At 71.3% G+C, this 21,204-nt stretch carries 18 protein-coding genes; 7 read left to right on the top strand and 11 right to left on the bottom strand.

The annotated features are described in order from the left end of the window. Positions 1-8 precede the first annotated feature (8 nt). Positions 9-605 (top strand): hypothetical protein, encoded by a 597-nt coding sequence (locus KBO27_RS26245; protein ID WP_210972527.1) that lies wholly within the window; start codon positions 9-11, stop codon positions 603-605. Positions 606-999: 394 nt separating this feature from the next. Beyond that, the gene (locus KBO27_RS26240) at positions 1,000-1,995 is read left to right on the top strand and encodes a neutral zinc metallopeptidase (protein WP_307870624.1); all 996 of its coding nucleotides are present in this window, start codon (positions 1,000-1,002) and stop codon (positions 1,993-1,995) included. On the opposite strand, the gene KBO27_RS26235 is transcribed toward KBO27_RS26240, so the two are convergent. Continuing rightward, on the bottom strand, positions 1,992-2,420 hold the full coding sequence (locus KBO27_RS26235) for a hypothetical protein (RefSeq protein WP_210972525.1): 429 nt from the start codon (positions 2,418-2,420) through the stop codon (positions 1,992-1,994). The two genes, KBO27_RS26240 and KBO27_RS26235, sit on opposite strands and share 4 nt — an antisense overlap. A gap of 58 nt (positions 2,421-2,478) precedes the next feature. Next, positions 2,479-3,564: a potassium channel family protein gene (locus tag KBO27_RS26230; RefSeq protein WP_132672928.1), complete on the bottom strand. Its 1,086-nt coding sequence runs from the start codon at positions 3,562-3,564 to the stop codon at positions 2,479-2,481. 144 nt (positions 3,565-3,708) lie between these two features. Between KBO27_RS26230 and KBO27_RS26225 the strand changes: the two genes are divergently transcribed. Beyond that, the gene (locus KBO27_RS26225) at positions 3,709-4,236 is read left to right on the top strand and encodes a hypothetical protein (protein WP_210972524.1); all 528 of its coding nucleotides are present in this window, start codon (positions 3,709-3,711) and stop codon (positions 4,234-4,236) included. A 193-nt stretch (positions 4,237-4,429) separates the two neighbouring features. On the opposite strand, the gene KBO27_RS26220 is transcribed toward KBO27_RS26225, so the two are convergent. The 3 genes from KBO27_RS26220 to KBO27_RS26210 are packed head-to-tail and all read right to left on the bottom strand — an operon-like array spanning position 4,430 to position 11,532. Beyond that, positions 4,430-5,038, bottom strand: coding sequence for a hypothetical protein (locus KBO27_RS26220; protein WP_246538060.1), 609 nt, complete (start codon positions 5,036-5,038; stop codon positions 4,430-4,432). A gap of 33 nt (positions 5,039-5,071) precedes the next feature. Further along, complete coding sequence (locus tag KBO27_RS26215; protein WP_210972522.1) at positions 5,072-8,347, bottom strand: ATP-dependent helicase; 3,276 nt, start codon at positions 8,345-8,347, stop codon at positions 5,072-5,074. Next, positions 8,344-11,532 carry an ATP-dependent helicase gene (locus KBO27_RS26210; protein ID WP_307870623.1) on the bottom strand — a complete coding sequence of 1,063 codons (3,189 nt, stop codon included), beginning with the start codon at positions 11,530-11,532 and terminating at the stop codon, positions 8,344-8,346. Before KBO27_RS26210 ends, KBO27_RS26215 begins: the two co-directional genes overlap by 4 nt. 231 nt (positions 11,533-11,763) lie before the next feature. On the opposite strand from KBO27_RS26210, the gene KBO27_RS26205 reads away from it, so the two are divergent. Together KBO27_RS26205 and KBO27_RS26200 are read left to right on the top strand one after the other, a co-directional pair. Beyond that, a complete protein-coding gene (locus KBO27_RS26205; protein ID WP_210972521.1) occupies positions 11,764-12,741 on the top strand; it encodes a chitinase in 978 nt (325 codons plus the stop codon). A gap of 166 nt (positions 12,742-12,907) precedes the next feature. Beyond that, positions 12,908-13,195: an MGMT family protein gene (locus KBO27_RS26200; RefSeq protein ID WP_210972520.1), complete on the top strand. Its 288-nt coding sequence runs from the start codon at positions 12,908-12,910 to the stop codon at positions 13,193-13,195. Positions 13,196-13,326: 131 nt separating this feature from the next. Here KBO27_RS26200 and KBO27_RS26195 read toward each other — a convergent pair whose 3' ends face one another. The 5 genes from KBO27_RS26195 to KBO27_RS26175 form a co-directional block, all read right to left on the bottom strand. Then, positions 13,327-14,130, bottom strand: a complete 804-nt coding sequence (locus tag KBO27_RS26195) for a uroporphyrinogen-III synthase (protein WP_210972519.1) — start codon at positions 14,128-14,130, stop codon at positions 13,327-13,329. Between the two features lie 46 nt (positions 14,131-14,176). Further along, a complete protein-coding gene (locus KBO27_RS26190; RefSeq protein WP_132672921.1) occupies positions 14,177-14,974 on the bottom strand; it encodes a TIGR02569 family protein in 798 nt (265 codons plus the stop codon). 111 nt (positions 14,975-15,085) lie between these two features. After that, positions 15,086-16,258, bottom strand: coding sequence for an adenylyltransferase/sulfurtransferase MoeZ (gene moeZ, locus KBO27_RS26185; protein ID WP_210972518.1), 1,173 nt, complete (start codon positions 16,256-16,258; stop codon positions 15,086-15,088). A 179-nt stretch (positions 16,259-16,437) separates the two neighbouring features. Then, complete coding sequence (locus KBO27_RS26180; protein ID WP_307870622.1) at positions 16,438-17,481, bottom strand: DUF3152 domain-containing protein; 1,044 nt, start codon at positions 17,479-17,481, stop codon at positions 16,438-16,440. Positions 17,482-17,580: 99 nt separating this feature from the next. Beyond that, positions 17,581-18,609 carry an alpha/beta fold hydrolase gene (locus KBO27_RS26175; protein WP_210972517.1) on the bottom strand — a complete coding sequence of 343 codons (1,029 nt, stop codon included), beginning with the start codon at positions 18,607-18,609 and terminating at the stop codon, positions 17,581-17,583. A gap of 117 nt (positions 18,610-18,726) precedes the next feature. Here KBO27_RS26175 and KBO27_RS26170 point away from each other — a divergent pair, with 117 nt between their 5' ends. Further along, complete coding sequence (locus tag KBO27_RS26170; protein ID WP_132685617.1) at positions 18,727-19,347, top strand: TetR/AcrR family transcriptional regulator; 621 nt, start codon at positions 18,727-18,729, stop codon at positions 19,345-19,347. 153 nt (positions 19,348-19,500) lie between these two features. On the opposite strand, the gene KBO27_RS26165 is transcribed toward KBO27_RS26170, so the two are convergent. After that, entirely contained in the window at positions 19,501-20,382 is an 882-nt protein-coding gene (locus tag KBO27_RS26165) for an alpha/beta fold hydrolase (protein ID WP_210972516.1), read from the bottom strand. A gap of 53 nt (positions 20,383-20,435) precedes the next feature. Between KBO27_RS26165 and KBO27_RS26160 the strand changes: the two genes are divergently transcribed. Next, entirely contained in the window at positions 20,436-21,179 is a 744-nt protein-coding gene (locus KBO27_RS26160; protein WP_210972515.1) for a TetR/AcrR family transcriptional regulator, read from the top strand. Positions 21,180-21,204: the final 25 nt, after the last annotated feature.

The following is a 21,204-nucleotide window of genomic DNA, read 5'->3' as shown; positions in this document are numbered from 1 at the left end:
CTCCGAAGGTGCAGGACCGCAGCTACATTGCCGGCGTGAACCCATCTGGTCCGCCGAACTCGCAGCAACCCTGGCAGCAAGGCCCCGAACCGGGGCGGTCGCCGGGAATGGGGCCGCCAGCAGGCGGTTTCCCGCAACCGGGGCAGCCCTACCCATCTCAGCCCTACCCCTACGCAGGCCAGCCGCCCGGCTACGCCGTGCAGGGTTCTCCGCCGTCCGCAACGCTGATCGTGTCCGCGATCGTGACATCGCTGATCTCCATGGGCGGTGCTCTTCTCCAGACCGTCATGAGCGTGAAGAGCGGTTTCGGCGAGGGAGACTTCCTCTTCGGCTCCTTGGTCCTCGCAGCAGCCGTGCTGACCCTGCTCTTCGGAATCGGCGGCAGCATGCTAGCCATGCTCAGGGGAAGCCAGATCGGCCGCGTGCTCGTCACGATCTGCTGCCTGTTCTACCTGGTCAACGGAACGGTCACACTCAGCCAAGGAAACACGGGCAGCATCATCCAACTCATCATCGCCATCCCGCTCGGCATCCTGTGGTGGCTCCCGCCCACGTCGAAGGGCATGCGCTCCAAGCAGGTCCGGCCCGGAAGCGGCCGCGGATGAACTCGGGCAGTTCTGGTGTGAATTGACCGGGGCGAAACGACCTTGATCACGGACGGTTCGGGCCAGAACTGCCGCTCGGGTGACCGTTGACGGTGCCGTGGTGCGGTCTCGGCGTTGGTTCGGGCGTTCCTGGTTCGGTGGGGTGTTCGTGGGGTTAGGGTTTGAGGCCGTTGTGGGTCTGGGTGGAAGTCGGTGGGATGAAGGCTTTGTGGTCGGGCGGGGTGGCTGAGGGCGCTCGGCGGTGGTCGATGGGGTTCCGGGCATGACGCCTCCCGTGCCTCCGCAGTGGCAGCCCCCTCAGTGGCAGCAGCCTTCCCGGCCTGGGCAGGGTCCGGGTCCTGGGCAGGGCCCGCCTGGGCAAGTTCCGCCGCCCGGCTACGGGCACGCCCCGTGGGTGCCGTTCGAGGAGCGCCCGACCGGGCCGATTCCTCAAGTTCCTCAGTTCGCGCAGCAGGCGCCGCAGCGGAACAACACCGGGCTCGTCGTCGGGCTCGTGCTGGCGGCTGTGGCGTTGTTCGGGATCGGGACCGTGGGGGCCGTGGCCGCTTCCGTGTCCGCCAACAGAGCCGACGAACCGGTGGACCCGCCCATCGCGGCGACCACGACGACGACCACCAGCGACACCACCGCGGAGACGAGCACTTCCGAGGAGACCTCTACCTCCGAGGACCTCGGGACCGAGCAGCCCGTGCCGAAGCTCGGGGACAACCCGATCAACATCGACGGGAACGGAGCGGTCACCACGCCGTGCCCGCTGCCGGATTTCTCCACCGACGTGGCCTCGCAGGACGCCTTCTACCAGGCTGCGCTGCCCTGCCTGATGCAGGCGTGGGAACCGGCCCTGCAAGAGGCGAACCTGCCCACCGACACACCGAGGGTCGTCACCACCGGGGACGACGTCGACACGCCGTGCGGGTTGCGGACCTGGGACCAGACGGCGCTGTACTGCCCGCAGGACAACACCATCTACATGACCGCGCGCTACTACTCCGAGATCGAGGGCAGGAGCGAGGCCGGGGTGTTCCTCGGGCAGTTCGCGCACGAGTTCGGCCATGCGCTGCAACGGCTTTCCGGCATCAACGCCGCCTACGGCAGCGCGTCGGCCAACGCCGGAGCCGAGACCGAGGCCGGTCTCGAACTCACCCGGCGCTCCGAGTTGCAAGCCACCTGCTTCGAGGGGATGACCCTCGCCGCGCTGCAGAACGGCGGCGTGAGCAACGACCTCATCTTCCCCGCGCTGCGCGACTCCGCCGCGCGCGGCGACGAGAACAGCGACGTCGACGACCACGGCAGCATCCAGACCAACTCCACCTGGGTCGATCAGGGGTTCAGCAAGAACGAGATCACCCAGTGCAACACGTGGCTCTCACCGCCGAGCGACGTGGATTAGCGGCGGCCCAGGAGGATTCCGTAGCCTCCGCCCGCGACGGCGGCCAGGGTGATCAGCACGATGTGGGTGCGCCAGGCGAGCGCCTCCAGTTCGGTCTGCTGGGTTTTCACCGGCGTGACCCTCAGGTCCCCCGATGCGCGGGCGGGGACCATCACGTCCAGGCGCTGACCGCGGGTGTGCCCGCAGCCGTCGAAGGTGGCGCGGCGGGTCTGGCCGTCGATCTGCACCTCGACCACGTCACCGGCCGCCCGCGCCCCGCACGGGCGCGGCTCGACGACGACCGCCTGCGCCCGGCGTTCGGCGACCTGCGTCTGCCCGGATGCCGCGACCAGCGGCCAGACCGTCACACCGGCCACCACAACGCCGAGAACGCCCAGGACGAGCAGGATCGACGCCACCGAGGCCGAACCTCGCGTGCTTCCCACGACACCGATAGTCCCAGAAACCCGGAACCGGAAGTGCCCGAGACCCGTTGTGAGAAGGTCACGTTTGCGGCGGCGTCACTTTTCGCACGTAGAGCAGCCGGTCGCCGGCCTCGATCGCGTCCGCTTCCGGGGCGTCCACCCGGTAGAGCTCGCCGTCGCGGACCACGCCCAGCACTATGTCGGTCAGGTGCCGCGGCGAACCGCCGACCTCCTGGCGCTCCACCTCGCGCTCGGCGATCGCCAGACCCACCTCGGGGCTGAGCAGGTCCTCGAACATCTCCACCACCGACGGCGTCGACGTCGCCATGCCCAGCAGGCGGCCCGCCGTCTCGCTGGAGACCACCACCGAATCCGCGCCCGACTGGCGCAGCAGGTGCACGTTCTCCGCTTCCCGGACCGCCGCGACGATCTGCGCCTTCGGGGCCAGCTCGCGGGCGGTCAGGGTCACCAGCACCGCCGTGTCGTCCCGGGCGGGGGCGATCACGATCGCGCGGGCGCGCGGCAGGCCCGCCACGCGCAGCACGTCCGAGCGGGTACCGGAACCGTTGACCGTCACCAGGCCCTGCGCGGACGCCGACTCCAGCGACGCGCGGTCGGTGTCGACCACCACGATGCGGCCCGGGTCGGCACCCTCGCCGAGCAGTGCGGTGACCGCGGAACGGCCCTTGGTTCCGTAACCGATGACGACCACGTGGTCGCGCACCTTGGACCTCCAGCGTTGGATCTTGAAAGCTTGCCGCGAGCGCTCGGTGAGCACTTCCAGTGTCGTGCCGACCAGGACGATCAGGAACAGCACGCGCAGCGGAGTGATGACGAGCACGTTCACCAGCCGCGCCCGGTCGCTGACCGGGGTGATGTCGCCGTAACCGGTCGTCGACAGCGACACCGTGGCGTAGTAGACGACGTCGAGCACGCTGAGCTCGCCGCCCGCCGAATCCCGGTAGCCGTCCCGGCCGATGTAGACGATGGCGACCGTGGCGGCCAGCGCCACCATGGCGCCCAGGATGCGGCGGATGATGGAGCGCACCGGACTCGTCACCGTGCCCGGCATGCGGATGACGCCCACGAGCGCGTGATCGGGCCTGGTGCTCAGCTCTTCCTCGGCGTTGTGCCTGCCGAACAGCTGGCTGGGACCTCGATTCATGAGTCGTGCTCCCCGACGTTGTGACCACTCACGGCGTTGAACAGTAACCTCTCCGCACATCCGGAAGAGGACCGCCCGGAATTGTGTCGAACCATTGGGGAAACACCATCCCGAAATCGGGGTCCGGGCGTTTACCATGCGACCGTGCAGCAGCTTCAGCACGCGGCCCGCGCTCTCGGTTGGGACGGGAGATTAGTACCGGATGTGGATGTTCTCGACACCCGGTTCACCGCGGTCGCCCGCATCCGGCCGGACGTCCACGAATGGCGCCTGAACAACGGCTGGGAGCCCGAGCTCAACCCGGCGTGGTTCAAGGCGTGGTCGGAACCCGAGCACCACGACCAGCTGCCGGTGGCCGCCGTCGACCTGATCGGAATTCTCGTTCCGGTGTCCAAGCCGTCCCGCGCGCTGCGCGCCTGCGGGATGCTGCTGTCCCTCGCGCCGTGCGCGGTGGTCCTGCCCGGTCAGCAGCGGTACGACGCGCTGTCCATGCTGGAGCTGGACTACTACGGCGCCGGCGTCGTCACGACCGGGCCCGACGATTCCGGCGAGCTCGTCATCCCGCCGGAGAACCGCGCCGCGGAATTCGGCTCGTCGATGTTCGGGCGCTGGCTGCTGGAAGTCCTCTACTCGCGACTCCTCGAACACCCGCAACTCACCGAGAACGCCTGAAACGAGTGAAATTCACTCGGCTTGCTTGGCGGTGCGGGTAGCGGAACCTCAACGGCCCTCCGGGTCCGGGCGCCACTCCTGATGTGTGCCGATACACGGCGTCGCGGCGTCCTCCCGGGAGAACCGCTGAGAACCCGCGACGGTGCGGGCTGAGTCCCACACCTGAAACAGCGCGGGCGCGGCCTGAAAAGGGTCAGGCGACGGCGTATTCGTGCCAGTTGAGGCCGTCGGGGTTCCAGCGCATTCCGCGGTTCTCCTGGAGAACGCGCATCGCCTGGACCGTGTGCGGCCAGCGGCGGATGACGTTGGCCAGCGCCACCGGGGTCATCAGGTCGACCGTGCGGCGGTGATCGCCGGGGCCGAGCATCGCGATGCCGCCCGGGGTGCTGATGATGTCGGTGAGCGGACGCTGGCCTGACAGCGCGACCTGCTCGACGCTGATGATCGTGTGCGGCTGGAGTTCCGATGGCCAGTTCTGGCGATCGATGTCGCCTGCCACCGGCTGCTCGCAGGTGCCGCATTCGCACTCGAACTCCACGGCCCAGCCGTGCTGCCGCCAGGACCAGACGACGGCCGTCCCGGCGTCGAGCTCGGACAGCGCCGCCACGTGCGGCCAGGCGCCGACGACGGCCTGCAGCTTGGTCTGCTTGGACTCCCGACCCGTGGCACTCGGGCCCTCGAAGGACCAGGTGCCCTCATCGTCGCGGTGGACCCGCACCAGAGGGGCGCGCATGGCGAGAACTTCGGCGTCCACGCGCACTGCGGATTCAGGCGGAGTGGTGAGCTTCCAGTCGGTGTTCATCGCGGGCATAGTCGACCGCCGCGCACTCCGAACTCAAGCTCCACCACCCGAACGTGTACTCATTTCCGGATTCTTCGGAACCGCGGTGATGAGCTCGCGAAGACCTTCGGCGTCCCGGAGATCCGCAGGTCGCAGCGTGTAGTCGTGGCGGACGTAGTGGAAGGCGGCCCGGACCTTCTCCAGCGGGGTCTTCGACAGCTCCGCCCACGCCAACCGGTACGCGGCCAGCTGCACCGACAGCGACGGGATCTGGTCGCCGTTGGGGACTCCGCCGGTCTTCCAGTCCACGACCGTCCAGCCGCCGTCGGGGTCGGCGAAGACCGCGTCCATCCGGCCGCGCAGGACGATGCCCTCCACCTGGGTCTCGAACGGCACCTCGACGCGGTGCGGGGTCCTGTCGGCCCAGGAGCCTTCGAGGAACGCCTTCTGCAGCTCGGCGAGGTCCTCGTGCATCGGAGCGGAATCGTCGGCGGCACCGGGCAGTTCGTCGACGTCCAGCAGCGCCGAGGAGGTGAACCGGTGCTCCAGCCAGGCGTGGAACGCGGTTCCGCGGCGGGTCATCGGGTTCGGCGGGTACGGCAGCGGCCGCCGCAGCCTGCGGGCCAGCGCGTCGGTGTCACCGGCGAGCTCGACGAGCTGGCTGACCGACAGGTGGTCGGGCAGCCGGACCTCCTCGCGGCGCTGGGCGGCGGCGGCGCGCTCCGCCAGCAGGACGTCGACGTCGCGCGCCCAGCCGTCGGGGTCCTCGTCCACCTCGATCGAATCCACGGCGGACAGAGCCGTGCGGACCAGCTCCGCGCCTTCGGAAACGGCTTCGCGACGCGGTCCCAGCGGATCCACCGGCCACTCGGCGGAGCGGACCTCGTCGGCCAGCGGGTTCTCGGCGTCCTCGTCCGGCGTCGGGCACCACTCGTCGATGACGCCGACGCGGTCGCCGTGCACGACCTCCGCGGTCTCGGTGAGGAAGTCCGACGGGCCCTTGGGCCGGTCGCCGTTCTCGCCCCACCAGTGCCCGGACAGCAGCAGCGTGCGCTCCGAGCGGGTCACCGCGACGTAGAACAGGCGGCGCTCCTCGGCGAGCCGACGGGCTTCGAACTCCTCGTCGTGGATGCCCAGCGCCTCGCTGAGCTCCTTGCGGTCCAGGCCGTTGAGCCGGTCCACGTCGAGCTTGGGCAGGTCGGGGGCGTCGCCGCGCAGCTCGGCGGGCAGCGAGGTCACCGACCGCAGCCAGGACGAGGACTTGCGCTTGCCGGGGAAGACGTCGTTGACCAGGTGCGGAACGGCCACGACCTGCCACTCCAGGCCCTTGGCGGCGTGCACGGTGAGGATCTGCACGCGGTCGTCGGCGACCTCGACCTCACCGGGTTCCAGGCCGTCCTCGGCGCGCTCGGCGGCGGCGAAGTAGTCCAGCAGCGACGGCAGCGTCGCCGACGGGCTGGCCGTGGCGAACGAGGTGACCACGTCGGCGAAGGCGTCGAGGTGGATGCGACCCACACCGCCCGGCCGGGCCAGGCTCTCGATGTCCAGCAGCAGCGTGCGCTCGGCGTCGGCGACGAGCTCCGGCAGTGGCTGGTCCAGGCGGCGTCGCAGGGCGGCGAGCTCGCCGCCGAGCCTGCGGATGCGGTCGTAGCCCTGCTCGGAGTAGCGCTCGGGCCGGCCGGGATCGTCGAGGGCGTCGGCCAGGCCCGCCTGCTCGGCGTTCTCGCCCGGCAGCGCGGCGTGGACGACGGCCGTGGCGTCGTCGGACTCGGGTTCGCCGAAGAACTGCGTGCCGAGCTCGCGCGCCCGCTCCCACAGCGCCGCCAGGTCGGCGGCTCCGATCCGCCAGCGCGAACCGGTCAGCAGCCGGGCGGCGGCCGTGCCCGCGAGCGGGTCGACGAGCAGCCGGAGCGCGCTGACCAGGTCGCGCACCTCCGGCTCGTCCAGCAGCCCGCCGAGGCCGACGACCTCCACCGGAAGTCCGCGTTCCCGCAGCGCGACCGCGATGTCGGCCATGTCGGCGCGGCGGCGCACCAGCACGGCGGCGGTCGGCGGTCGGCCGGTCTCGTCGATCGAGGACTGCCACTGGGCGTGGATCCGGTCGGCCACCCACTCGCGCTCGGCGCGGACGTGCTCGGCCAGCAGCACCCGGATGTCGCCGTCGTCGGCGCCTTCGCGAGCGCGGAGCTCGTCGACCTCCAGGCCGATCCTGCGCAGCGGTTCGGACACCGCGTTGGCGATCCGCAGCACCTCTTCGGGGTTGCGGAAGCTGGTCAGCAGCCCGTAGCGGTGCGCGGGAGCCAGGTGGTCGGCCTCGGTGCGCGGGAAGTCGGTGGTGAACCGGGGCAGGTTCGCCGCGCTCGCGCCGCGCCAGCCGTAGATCGCCTGCGCCGGGTCGCCCACCGACGTCACCGGCAGGGACGCGGAATCGCCGCCGAACAGCGAGCGCAGCAGGACGCGCTGGGCGTGTCCGGTGTCCTGGTACTCGTCGAGCAGCACCGCGCCGTAGCGGGCGCGTTCGCCCTCGACGACCTCCGGGTGCCCGGCGGCGAGGTTGGCCGCCAGCGACATCTGGTCGGCGAAGTCCATCGCGCCTTCGCGGCGCTTGCGCTGCGCGTACTCCTCGACCAGCGGCAGCATCGCGGTCCGGAGCCGTTGCGCGGCGACGACTTTCACCAGGTCCTGCGGCAGGTTGGCGCGCTGGCCCTTGGCGCGCGGGGCGTTCTCCACCGCCTCGCAGAGCTTCTCGGCGTGCACCCGCAGCTCGTCCGGGCTCACGAGGTGCTCGGCGAGCTCACCGGCCAGCGCCAGCAGGTAGCTGGTGACCGTGGTGGGCACCTTGTCGGTGTCGAGGTCTTCGGTCCAGCTCGCCACCACGCGGTGCGCGAGCTGCCACGAGGCTGTCGCGGTGAGCAGCCGCGCGCCCGGCTCCACCGGCACGCGCAGCCCGTGCTCGCCGACGATGCGCCCGGCGTAGGCGTGGTAGGTCAGCACGGTCGGTTCTTCGGTGAGCACCGCCGATCGCAGCTGCCCGCTCGGATCGACCTCGTCGAGCAGGCCGGACCCGGCGAGCCTGCGCAGCCGGGCGCGGACCCGGTCGGCGAGCTGGCGGGCGGCCTTGCGGGTGAACGTCAGGCCCAGCACGCGCTCGGGCGTGACCAGCTGGTTGGCGACCAGCCACACGACGCGCGCGGCCATCGTCTCGGTCTTGCCCGCCCCGGCACCGGCCACCACCAGCGCCGGTTCGGGTGGTGCGGCGATGACCTCGGCCTGCTCCGGCGTGGGCTGGTGCAGGCCCAGGGCCTGGGCGATCCGCTGTGGACTGATCACTGCGAAACCTGCCTACCTGCGGGGTGAACCGGGCAGCTGGTGCGCGCCGGGCAGCGCGGGCAGTCGGTGTTCTCGCTGGCCACGTAGGCCGGTCCGAGGCTGGACTCGGCGGCGCTGTGCACGACGTCGAGCCACACCTTGATCTTCTCCTGGTCGAGCGGTTCCTGCGCGCGTTCGGTCGCCGAGCCCTTGCGGTCGGACTTGGCGACGTAGAGCAGCCGGGCTCCCCCGGGCTCCTGCTCGTCGCCGAAGGCACCGAGCGCGGCGGCCAGCTGGTAGACCGCCAGCTGCGGGTGCTCCTCGGCATCACCCTTGCTGACCGGCGCTTTCGCCGTCTTGACGTCGACGACGACCGGTCGTCCCGAGGAGTCGGATTCGAGCCGGTCGACCCGGCCGCGCAGCCGCAGCCAGGGGCCGCCCTCGCGGCCCTGCACGGTGACGTCGAGGTCGCGCTCCACGCCGATCTGGGTGAGCTCGGCGCGGGACTGCACCAGCCAGACGACGAAGGCGTTGAGCATCCCCTCGACGCGCTTGCGCTCCTTGCGGGAGAACCACGGCGCCCCGGCGTCGATGGTCTGCCAGGCCTCGTCGAGCGCCTGGTGCAGCTGGTCGGTGTCGGCGCCGTCGGCGGCGGCCTGCACCAGCGCGTGCACGAGCGTTCCTGTGACGGCGGCGAGTTCGGCCGTGTCCTGGCCGCCGTTGCGCTCGACCAGCCAGCGCAGCGGGCACTTCGCGAGGATGTCCACAGTGGAGGGCGAGACCTTGACCGGGTCGTCCCCGGTGACCAGCGGCGCGTCGGTGGACGGCGCGGGCAGGCCGTACCAGGAGTCGGGGTCCGCGCCGGGCACGCCGTCGGCGGCGAGCCGGGCCAGCTGCCCGGCCGCGCGGCGCCTGCGCTCCTCGGGCTCCTCGGAGTCGCAGACCACCCGGCGCAGCTCGCCGACGAGGTCGGCCAGCGTGAGACCGCGCTCCGGGCGGGCGATCGGGCGTTCCGCGGAATCCGGGTCGCTCTCCACGCCGTCGAGCTCGTCGAGGAACCGGGAAGGCTGCTCGTCCTCGCCGCGCACCGCGCTGACCAGCAGGCTGCGCCGGGCGCGGCTGGCGGCGACCAGCAGCAACCGGCGCTCCTCGGCCAGCAGCGGCGCCGTCGCCGACACCCGTTCCGCCGTCATCCCCGACAGCACGTCGACCAGGTGCTCCACGCCCAGCAGCGATCCGCGGAGCCGCAGGTCGGGCCAGCTGCCCTCCTGAACACCGGGAACCGCCACCACGTCCCACTCCTGGCCGGTCGCGGCGTGGGCGGTGAGGATCTGGACCGCGTTGTCGCGCGGCGCGGTCGGCGCCAGCGAGGACCCGGCGATCTGCTGGTCGGTGAGGTAGTCGGCGAACCCGGCCGCGTCGTTGCCCGGTGACCGGTCGACGAACTGGGCCGCGGCGTCGAACAGCGCCACGATCGCGTCCAGGTCGCGGTCGGCCTGCGCGCCGGTGACGCCGTGGCGCTCGGACTGGGCGACCCAGCGCTTCTCCAGCCCGCAGGCCTTCCACACCCGCCACAGGGTTTCCTCGACGCTCTGGCCGTTGTCCGCCGACTCCTGCGCGGTGCGCAGCAGGGCCGCGACGCGGCGGGCGGGTTCGGCGGCCGAGTCCTCCAGCGCGGCCAGCCGATCGCCGTCGCGCAGCACCTCGACCAGCAGCTCGCCGCTGGGACGGCTGCCGCCCGACGCCGACTCCAGGCGCAGCAGGCCGCGCCGCAACCGGCGCAGCGCCAGCGGGTCGGCGCCGCCGAGCTGCGAGGACAGCAGCACCGCCGCCGCGTCGGCGTCGAGCTCGTGCGGGCGGATCGCGCACCGCAGCAGCGTCAGCAGCGGGCGGACGGCGGCGCGCTGCGGCAGCGGCACGTCGTCCACCGGCAGCGCGATCGGCACCCCGGCGGCCAGCAGCGCGCGCCGCAGCACCGGCAGCGACCGGCCCGTCGAGCGCACCACCACACCCATCCGCGACCAGGGGATCTCGTCGAGCAGGTGGGCGCGGCGGAGCTGGTCGGCGACCCACGCCGCCTCCTGCGCCTCGGTCGCCAGCAACCGCACCTGCACCGCGCCGCTCGCGGTCTCGTCCTGCTCGGACTCCGGCTCGGGTTCGACCAGGCGGCGCTGCGGCCCGTGGCCGGGCAGCCGGGAGGCCAAGCGCTGCACCGCTTCTCGCACCGACTTGGACATGCGGTGATCGACCGTGAGCACGGTGGTGTCGGTGCCGCCGGGATCGGCGTCGAGCAGGCAGCGCGGGTCGGCGCCGCGGAAGGTGTAGACGGACTGATCCGGGTCACCGGCGAGGATGAACTCGGTGGCGGTGTCGCCGAGCGTGCGGATCAGCCGGTACTGCTGCGGGTCCAGGTGCTGCGCGTCGTCGACCAGCACGTACCGGACCCGGTCCTGCTCGGCCATGAGCAGCCCGGAGTCGGTGGCGAAGGCCAGGCGCGCGGACCCGACGAGCTCCGCGGCGTCCAGGGCCGGGGCCTGCGAGCCTCCGGCACCGCGCAGCAGCGTGACCTGCTCGTACTGGCGGCCGAACCGTCCCGCCGCGACCCATTCCGGGCGTCCGTGCTCGCGCCCGAGAGCGATCAGCCGATCCGGGTCGACGCCGCGTTCGGCCGCGCGCAGCAGCAGGTCCCGCAGCTCCTCGGCGAAGCCCGGGACGGTCAAGGCGGGTTGCAGCGGCTCCGGCCAGTCGGGGGCGCCCTGCTCGACGTCGCCTTCCAGCAGTTCGCGGACCAGGGCGTCCTGGTCGGGGCCGTTGAGCAGCTGCGGCGGCGGGAGCTCGTCGCGCACCGCCTGCAGCCGGAGGACGGCGAAGGCGTAGGAGTGCACGGTGCGCACCAGCGGCTCCGGGGCGGTGCGCACGTCCTCGCCGGATCCGGTGAGCAACCGGGTGATCTCGGTGCGCATCCACGACGCCGCGCGGCGGCTGGAGGTGAGCACGAGGACGTTCTCCGGTGACACGCCCCGGTTTCGGATCCGGTCGGCCGCGATCTCGGCGATCAGCGTCGACTTCCCCGTTCCCGGACCGCCCAGCACGCGGAGGAATCCGAAGGAGTGCTCCAGCGCGCGCCGGCCCGCTTCGTCCCAGGTCGTGGCGCGGCGCGCGGTCTCGGCGCGGCGCACGAGCACGGGCGAATTCGCGGGAGGCACGCACCGAATGGAACCACGCCGAGGGGACAAGATCGGTTCCGGGCACGCCGGAATGTGCCCGAGTTCTCCGGGATTTCCAACTGTGAATGCTGGGATCGCGCTCCGACGTTTGGTGGTACAAACCAATTTTGCGGTCTGGCAGATTTCCTCCCATCGCGGGCCTCCCCCGCCCGTGACCTGCGAATTCGCGCAGCCCCGATCGCGCGACGCAACCCCGAAGAAGGAGGAAGCGTGAGCAAGATCCGCACGAGCCTGCTCGCCGGCGCCGCCGTTCTCGGCACGTTGGCCATCGGCGCGGCCCCGGCCCTCAGCGCCGAAGAGCCCAGCGCCGCCACGAGCCCGGTCGCCGCCTCGCCGTACCTGTACAACGGCTGGGGCAGCCCGCCCGCGCCCGCCGACGTCATGAACGCGACCGGCATCAAGGACTTCACCCTCGCCTTCATCAATTCGGACGGCGGCTGCAACCCCGCTTGGGACGGTCAGCGCCCGCTCGACGGCCAGGACAAGGCCACCATCGACGCGATCCGCGGCGCCGGCGGCGACGTGATCCCGTCCATCGGCGGCTACTCCGGCACCAAGCTCAGCGAGGTGTGCGGCGACGCCCAGCAGCTGGCCGGCGCCTACCAGAAGGTGATCGACGCCTACGGGCTCAAGGCCATCGACATCGACATCGAGGCCACCGAGTTCGAGAACCAGGCCTCCCGCGACGAGGTCGTCGAGGCGCTGAAGATCGTCAAGGAGGCCAACCCCGGCCTGCTGACCGTGGTCACCTTCCCGACCACCACCACCGGCCCGAACGACAACGGCAAGGCGATGTTCGCCAAGGCCGCCGAGGTCGGCGCGAACATCGACGTGTGGACGCAGATGCCGTTCGACTTCAACGGCTCCGACATGGCCGCGGACACCATCTCGGCGACCGAGGGCCTCAAGGAGGCGCTGAAGGCCAGCTTCGGCTACGCCGACGCCGACGCCTACGCGCACTCCGGCATCTCGTCGATGAACGGCAAGACCGACGTCGAGGGCGAGCTCGTCGACCAGGCCGCGTTCCAGAAGATGGCCGACTACGCCAAGGAGAAGGGCCTCGGCCGCTTCACCTTCTGGTCGGTCAACCGCGACCGCCCGTGCAGCGGCGGTGCCGTGGACTCCTGCAGCGGCATCGACCAGCAGGACTGGGACTTCTCCAAGATCGTCGCCGGCTTCCAGGGCTGACGCTCGGTCCCCGCAGGCGACGGCCCGCCCCTTCCACCCGGGGGCGGGCCGTTTCCGGTTCTGGCCCGAATCGACCCGGCACGAGCGACATCGATCGTGGGCGGTTCGGACCGGAACCGTCCGCGAGGCGATCGGGAGCGTTCAGCCGTGCGGTAGCTTTCGGTGCGTGGATGAGGAGACGTTCGAGCGGGTCCGGGCCGTGGTCGCGTCGATCCCCCCTGGCCGGGTGCTCTCCTACGGCGACGTCGCCGAGCTCGCCGGACTCCGGTCAGCGCGGCTCGTCGGGCGGATCATGTCCGAGGACACCGCCGACCTGCCCTGGCACCGCGTGCTGCGCTCCAACGGCACCGTCGCCGACCACATCCGCCACCGCCAGCTCGAACTCCTCCGCGCCGAAGGCGTCCTGGCCCAGGACGGCAGGGTCAACATGCGCCAACACCGCTGGAGCGGCTGACCTCACCCGAAGGGCGACCCCCTCGCGTGTCCGCCGAGGTCAGGGCCGCTTCGCGGGGCGAGCATTCGAATTTCGCGCGAAATTGGAGTGCGAAAGTCCCGCCTCGAAATTCGCGCGAAATTCGAACGGGATCAGGCGTCCCGGTTGGGCAGCTCCTCGGTGACGAGGCGGACCAGGGCCGCGGTGCGCGCCCGGTCCGGGATCGCGTGGGGCAGACCGGCTTTGGCGATGGGCGCTGCGGTGACCGGGCCGACGCAGGCGATGAGGACGTCGTCGCGCAGCGCCTTCCGGAGCGCCTCGCCCCGGTCGGTGCGGTCGGCGCGGGCCAGGAAGTTGGTCGCGGCGGGAGCGCTGGTGAACGGCAGGGCGTCCACCTCGCCCGCGATGACCGCGTCGATGAGGCGATCCAGCGGCTCCAGGTCGACCGGGTCCGTCCAGCGGTAGACCGTGACCGGGACGACCTCGGCCCCGGCTTCGGTGAGCGCGCGGCGGAATTCGAGCATCGGGTCGCCGTGGACCTGCAGCACGACCCGCTTGCCCGCCACGCCCTGCTCCAGCAGGTAGTCGAGGATCTCGGCGGATTCCTCGCTCGGCGAGGTCCACTCCTCGCGCAGTCCGGCCCCGCGCACCGCGCCCTTGGCCTTCGCGCCCCGCGCCACCACCCGGGCATCGCCGAGGTGCGCCGGCAGCGCCTCGCCCGAGGCCTCGAACCAGCCCCGGAAACCCATGCCGGTGATCGCCACGACGAAGTCCACCGGGGCCGAGAGGACCCGCTCGGTGGCGTCGGCGAGCTCACCGTCCTCCGGCAGCGGAACCGTGTGCATCGCGGCGCCGAACAGCACGCGAGCACCTCGGCGGGCCAGCAAGTTGCCGATCTCCTCGGCCTTGCGCTCCGCCGTGATCCCGACCGTGAAACCGCTCAGAACGTCCTGCACGCGCCCATCGTCACACAACCACCCGCGCGCACCGAGGCGAAGCCCGTCACAGGACTTCGAGCACGACCTTCGACGCGCGCTCCAAGCCCGTCAGCGTCTTCGCCGACGAGCGCGGGTGCAGCGCGTGCACCGCGAGCCGGAACAGCAAGGCGCGCAGCAACGCCTGCGGCCAGTCGGTCAGGTGCGACCAGCGCTCCACGATCGCCGGATCGGCTCCGCCCCAGGCCAGCGAGTCCACGACCACCACGGCCGCGGCCCACTCGGCGGGCCGCCAGTACGCGTTGAAGTCGATCACCCCGGGCGAGGCGTCGCCGGCGAAGAGCACGTTGCCGAACAGGTCGCCGTGCACGACCTGCGCCTGCAGCTGCACCGGGCGCCGCGAACCGGCCAGCACGTCGTAGAGCCTGCCGCCCTTCTCCTGCGGCAGCGCGTAGTCCTCTTCCCCCCACGCCATCCGGTCGGACAGGGCGTAGATGTCCTGGCGCAGCTGCAGGAACCGCGGCCGGGACAGGAACCTGCTGGCCGCGTGCAGACGCAGCGACATGGCCACGACCTCGTCGTGCCGGGGCTCGGGACGGCCCATGACGTCGCGGCTGGCGGACCAGCCCGACACCACCCAGCGGCCGTCGGTCGAGCGGACCGGGCGCGAGATCCGGACGTCGTCGGGTTCCAGCACGTCGAGGGTCTGCGCGACCCACGCGGCTTCGGCGGTGTTGGCGGCCGGCTTGAGCACGATCTCGCCGCAACGCCACGCGACCGCGCCCTCCAGCGCCTCGGGCTCTTCGACACGCGCGCCGAACGCCGCGCACACGTGCGGCGGTGGCGGCTCCGGCGTAGCACTCACGCGCCAGACGCTACCTCGAAGATCGGGGAATGGGCAGCAGGCGCTCCGGAAAACGCAAGAGCGGTGCACCGGTTCTCCAGGAACCGGCGCACCGCTCTGGCGCGACTTCGATCAGTAGGTCGGCAGGCTCTTGTCGACCTGGTTGGCCCAGCCCAGGACACCGCCGCCGACGTGCACGGCGTCGGCGAAGCCGGCCTTGTGCAGCGCCGCCAGCGCCTCCGCGGAACGGCCACCGGACTTGCAGTGCAGGACGATCTTGCGGTCCTGCGGCAGCTCGGACAGCGCCTCACCGGAGAGGATGCGGTCCTTGGGGATCAGCTTCGAGCCGTCGATCTTGACGATCTCGTACTCGTGCGGCTCCCGGACGTCGATCAGCTCGAACTTCTCGCCCCGATCGAACATGTCCTTGAGCTCCTGCGGCGTGATGGTGCTGTTCGACGCGGCCTGCTGCGCGTCGTCGGAGACCACCCCGCAGAACGCCTCGTAGTCGATCAGCTCGTTGATCGGGTCGGCGTTCGGGTCCTTGCGGATCTTGACGGTGCGGTAGCTCATCTCCAGCGCGTCGTAGATCATCAGCCGGCCCAGCAGCGTCTCACCGATGCCGGTGATCAGCTTGATGGCCTCGTTGACCATGATCGAACCGATGGAGGCGCACAGCACGCCCAGCACGCCGCCCTCGGCGCACGACGGCACCATGCCGGGCGGCGGCGGCTCGGGGTAGAGGTCGCGGTACTGCGGCCCGTGCTCGGCCCAGAACACGCTGGCCTGACCCTCGAAGCGGAAGATCGAACCCCACACGTACGGCTTGCCCAGCAGCACGGCGGCGTCGTTGACCAGGTACCGGGTGGCGAAGTTGTCCGTGCCGTCCAGGATCAGGTCGTAGTCGCGGAAGATGTCGAGGGCGTTGTCCGAGGTCAGGTGCGTCTGGTGCAGGTTGACCTGGACGTAGGGGTTGACCTCGGCGATGGAGTCCTTCGCCGACTCGGCCTTCGGGCGGCCCAGGTCGGACTGCCCGTGGATGACCTGGCGGTGCAGGTTCGACTCGTCGACCTCGTCGAACTCGACGATGCCGAGCGTGCCGACCCCGGCCGCGGCCAGGTACAGAAGCGCCGGGCTACCGAGCCCGCCGGCGCCGACCACCAGGACCTTGGCGTTCTTCAGCCGCTTCTGCCCGTCCATCCCGACGTCCGGGATGATCAGGTGGCGGCTGTAGCGCGCGACCTCTTCCTTGGTCAGCTCCGACGCCGGCTCGACCAGCGGCGGTAGCGACGTTGCGCCGGACATTCCCAGCTCCTCCTCTGGTGGCGGCACCGCTCGCTGCGAGAGCGGCCGGTGCCTCAAAAGCGTCCACGTGTCGCCCAACGGGTAACACGGAATCTGCAACGCAAGCCTGAACGATCCGATTCCCCAACCCAAACTACTCCCAACATTCGGGACGGCGAGGGGCTCGCGGGAAGCCTGGTCTAGAAGCCGGGCGCGACCGGGAACGGCCAGGCGTTCGGGCGGCAGACGAAACCGTTCGCATCGATCTTCGTGCCCTGGTCGGCGACCTTGTTGAGGTCGTGCAGCTCGTTGTTGGCGACGCTGAACGTCTGCTGCATCATCACCGGGGCCAGCGCTCCCTGACCGGGGCAGCCGACGTGCTTGTTGGCGAAGACGTGGCCGACCTCATGGTTGATCGCGTAGCGGCGGTAGTTGCCGATGTCACCTTCGAACGACACCGCACCGCGCACCCAGCGGGCCGCGTTGAGGTAGACCATGTCGCCCTTGCGGCACGAGCTGTCGTAGGGCACCCCGGCGGTGTAGTCGCAGGCCTCGCGGGCCGTCTGCTGGCTGACCAGGATCACCCGGAAGTCCGGGCGCGGACCGCTGGAGTCGACCCGTTGCAGCGAGATGCCTCCCGCCTGCGGGTTCGTCCAGCTGCGCGGGTCCGACAGGGTCGTCTGCACCAGGTTGCCGAACTCGGCGTTGGGGTCGGGCAGCTGCACGCCGACCTCCAGCTCCACGCTGTAGCGGTAGAGCTGCCCGGAGCCGACGACCGGCGACGTGCCGGGCAGCACCTGGAAGGTGCGGGCCCCGGTCTCCGGGATCGGGCCGCCGGGAGGCAGGTCGGCGGAGAACATGTTGACCGGGAAGGTCTGGCTCGGCGGCGCCTCGCGGACGATCGGCTCGCCCGGCCCCTGCTCGGCGATCGGCGGCGGCCCGGTCAGCGCGGCGTCGACGTCGCCCGGGCGCGCGGTCTGCAGCACCGCCAGCGCGGTGATGACCACGAGCAGCGGCAGCGCGTAGACCCGCCAGCCGTAGCGGCCCAGGACGCTCTTGCGGTGCCTCGCCCGGTAGTGGCCCTCCGACGGCTCAGGCGTCCAGGACGCGGCCAGCGGCTCGCCCCTGGGGGCTTCGCCCCGCCGCCGCGTGCGGTCCGCCAGACCACGCGACTCACGCGCGGAACGGTCCGCCGGATGGCGGTCTTCCACGGAGTCGCTGGAGGGCTGCGGCGGGCGATTCACCCCACTAGCGTGCCACAGCCCGACCAGCCAACTCCGTCACACCGACCACTGGGGGTGAGCACCGCCGAAAAGATCACCCTTGTTGCGTAGGAGCGCGTTTCACCAGGTGTCGGACAGCGCGAGCCCCAGGACCGCGCGCGCCACCATCGCAGGGCGCTCCAACTGGGCGACGTGGCCGGTGCGCGGCAGCACGAGCAGCCGTCCACGCGGGAGCAGCGTCGCCGTGCGTGGTGCCTTGCGGACTGAAACCACCCGATCGTTGTCACCCCAAATCACCAGGGCGGGCGCGTCGACACGGGGCAGCAACCGCCACAGCGAGCGCGCCGGCGGCGACACCCAGGAGCGCATCAGCTCCACGGTCGTGCGAGCCAGCGCGGCGGTGGCCCAGGGCAGGCTCGCGCGCTCGGCGAACTCCTCCGCCGCCTCGTCCAGGCGGTGCGGCGGGATGCGGTCCGGCTCGGCGAAGCACACCCGGACCAGCTGCTCGGCGCGCTCTCGCGGGGTGACCTCCGCGAGCCTGCGGCGAGTGGGCGGGCCGACGACCGGCAGCAGCGCCAGGGCCAGCCGCGGATCGGAGATCCGGCTCGGGCTCGGGCGCAGGTCCGGCATCGCCGGGGAGATCACCGTCAGCGTGCTGACCAGGTCCGGGCGGCGCACGGCGACCTCGATGGCCACGGCCGCGCCGAAGGAGTTGCCGGTCAGGTGCACCGCTCCGGCGCCCAGCTCGGTCAGCAGCCGGATGATCAGGTCGGCGTTCTCCTGCCGCGTGTACCCGAAGCCCGCCGGGGGCTGCGAGCGGCCGAATCCGGGCAGGTCCACCGCGACGCTGCGCAGGTGTCCGGACATCTGGGCGGCCAGGTCGGTCCAGTTCGTCGACGACCCGGCGAGCCCGTGCAGGTGAACGGCGGCCTCCGCGCCGGGCGGCCCCTCCGTCTCGCGGACGTGCAACCAGGCCGGGCCGGAGTCCTCGGCCGCGGGCAGGTCGATCCTGCGGCCCTCGGGCGGACGCAGGTGGGGATCCAGCGCGGGGAGGCCGTCGACCAGCGGCACCCGCGTCAGGGCGTCGCGATCCAGCCGGTTCCGCCTCGCAGGCCGGTGCAGGTTCACGTCGGTCGCACGCGTCGTCATCGGTACAGGATGCAGTCCGAACCGGACGGATTGCGGTAAGCGGCTTTACTGGCGAGTAGAGTCGGGGAAGTTTGGGGGCTGCATGGCCACCGATCGCGGCGGAAGGAAGAGGCGAGGATGACCGGGACCGCGCAGCCGAACAAGGGAATCCGGTTGCCGCGCGACGCGCGCCGGGCGCAGCTGCTCGAAGCTGCGCAGTACGTGTTCGTGCACAACGGTTACCACGCTGCGGCGATGGACGACATCGCCGAGCGCGCGGGAGTCAGCAAACCGGTCCTCTACCAGCACTTCCCCGGCAAGCTGGAGCTGTACCTGGCGCTGCTGGAGACCCACGGCAACGAGCTCGTCCGCCGGGTCCGCACGGCGATAGAATCGACCGCCGACAACAAGCTGCGCGTGCGCGCGGCCATCGGCGCGTTCTACGAGTTCGTCGCCAGCGAGGACCAGGCGTTCCGGCTCGTGTTCGAGTCCGACCTGCGCGGTGAGCCCGCCGTGGAGAAGGCCGTCGAGAACTCCCTCTCCGGCTGCATCGACGCGATCACCGAGGCCGTCACCGCCGACGCCGGGCTGGACGCCGCCCGGGCCCGCCTCCTGGCGGTGGGACTCGTGGGCCTCGCCCAGGTCACCGCCCGGGACTGGCTCGACGAGCAGCAGAAGATCCCCCGCGACGAGGCCGTCAACCTGATGTCGACCCTCGCCTGGAAGGGCCTGGCGGGCTTCCCCCTCCAGACGCCCTGACCCGACGAGTCCCCGCACCTCACGCGACACCGCGTCCCCGCAGGTCAGCGCCGTTCCCGACGTGGGGGATTCGAATTTCGCGCGAAATTCGAGTCCGAGGTTTCCCGCTCGAATTTCGCGCGAAATTCGAATCCTTCGCCTGGTCGGGTGACGTCAGAGGAGCGTGGCCAGGCGGGCGGTGAGTTCTTCCGCGCGCTCCAGCGGGAGCATGTGGCCCGCTCCCGGGTAGAGGTAGAACTCGGCGCCCGGCAGCTTCGCGGCGATCTTCTCCGCGTGGTCGGGCGGGGTGAGGCGGTCCGAGCCGCCCGCGAAGATCAGGGTCGGGATGCCGTCGAACCTCGACAGGGCCTCGGCGCGCTCGTGGGCGGCCAGCGACTCGCGATAGCCGGCCATGTTCACCGGGTGGCACCCGGCCAGCCAGGACGCCGTGGCCGCCACGTCGTCGGACTGCGGACGCTTGCCGAACAGCAGCCACCGGACACCCGGTCGCAACCAGCCCGAGGCGCCGCTGACCCGCTGCCCCTTGGCGCCCGCCAGGTAGCGGCGCAGCGCCCGCTCACCGGCGTTGAAGACGTCCGCACCGGGCTTGGGCAGGCCGAAGCTGGGCTCGGCGAGGTTGCCCGAGGAGGTCGCCACGAGCGCGAGCCCGCGCACGCGGTCGAACAGCTGCGGGTGCTGCTCGGCGAGCGCCATGATCGTCATTCCGCCCATCGAGTGCCCGGCCAGCACGAGCTCGCCCTCGGGCACGCGGTCGGCGATGAGCTCGGCGAGGTCGTCCGCGCAGCGGCGGATGGTGGCGTCACCGGGTTCGGCCGGGCGGCTGCCGCCGTGGCCGCGCAGGTCGTAGCGCAGCGTGCGCACGTTGCGCCCGGCCGCAGCCGGCAGTCCGGCGGCGACGCGGTCCCAGGTGTGCTTGCTCAGCGTCCAGCCGTGCACGAACACCGCGGTGATCGGGGCGTCCGCAGGACCCTCGTCGATCAGCCGCAGCCGGGCGCCGTCGCTGGTGGTGAGCTCGGCGGGAGTAACCGTCTGCAATTCCGCTCCATCAAGATTGCGTGTTACCGGTGGTAACAGTAACCTCAGGTAGCGTGAGTCACAGTGCCCGGCATGTCAAGGCTGTCCGAAACGAGGAGCACAAGGGCGACGCCCGCAAGGAGCGGTGGCGCGAGCACCGGCTGGCCCGGCGCGCCGAACTCGTCCAAGCGGCCGTTCGCGCGATCGGCGAGCACGGCGCGGAAGTCGGCATGGACGACATCGCCGCCGAGGCCGGCGTCAGCAAACCCGTGCTCTACCGGCACTTCAGCGACAAGAGCGACCTCTACGTCGCCGTCGGCGAGTGGGGCACCGACCTGCTGATGCAGCGGCTCCGGCCGCTGTTCAAGATCAACGGCTCCGCCAACGAGCTGATCCGGCGGCTGCTCGACGCCTACCTGGGCCTCATCGAGGAGTACCCGGACCTCTACCGGTTCGTCGTGCAACGCAACTTCACCGACCGGCCCGTCGCCAGCGACCCGGTGTCCAACGAGAAGACCGTCATCGCCAACTCGCTGGCCAGGCTGCTCGGCCGCTACATGCGCGCGCTGGGCCTGGACTCCGGCGGCGTCGAGGTGTGGAGCCACGGCCTGGTCGGACTCGTGCAGGCCAGCGGCGACTGGTGGCTGGACCGGCAGACGATGAGCCGCGAAGACCTCACCACCTACCTGGCGCAGGTCATCTGGTCCGGCATCGACGGCGTGCTGCGCTCGGCCGGGCTGGTCCTCGACCCGGACGAGAACCTCGACCTGCTCGACGAGACCTACCTGGAGGTCGTCCCCGACGAAGAGCTGGACTGAAACGCGACGAGGGGCGCCCCGGAAA

The organism is Saccharopolyspora endophytica (assembly GCF_018070075.1).
GTDB lineage: Bacteria > Actinomycetota > Actinomycetes > Mycobacteriales > Pseudonocardiaceae > Saccharopolyspora > Saccharopolyspora endophytica.
The sequence above is the reverse complement of the archived record's forward strand: the minus strand, read 5'-3'. Positions and strand labels throughout refer to the sequence as shown.

Bases quoted from the DNA above. Each gene is read 5' to 3' on its own strand.
- KBO27_RS26230 (WP_132672928.1), bottom strand. From the start codon at position 3,564: ATGAATCGAGGTCCCAGCCAGCTGTTCGGCAGGCACAACGCCGAGGAA.
- KBO27_RS26220 (WP_246538060.1), bottom strand. From the start codon at position 5,038: ATGAACACCGACTGGAAGCTCACCACTCCGCCTGAATCCGCAGTGCGC.
- moeZ (WP_210972518.1), bottom strand. From the start codon at position 16,258: ATGTCCGGCGCAACGTCGCTACCGCCGCTGGTCGAGCCGGCGTCGGAG.
- KBO27_RS26175 (WP_210972517.1), bottom strand. From the start codon at position 18,609: ATGACGACGCGTGCGACCGACGTGAACCTGCACCGGCCTGCGAGGCGG.
- KBO27_RS26170 (WP_132685617.1), top strand. From the start codon at position 18,727: ATGACCGGGACCGCGCAGCCGAACAAGGGAATCCGGTTGCCGCGCGAC.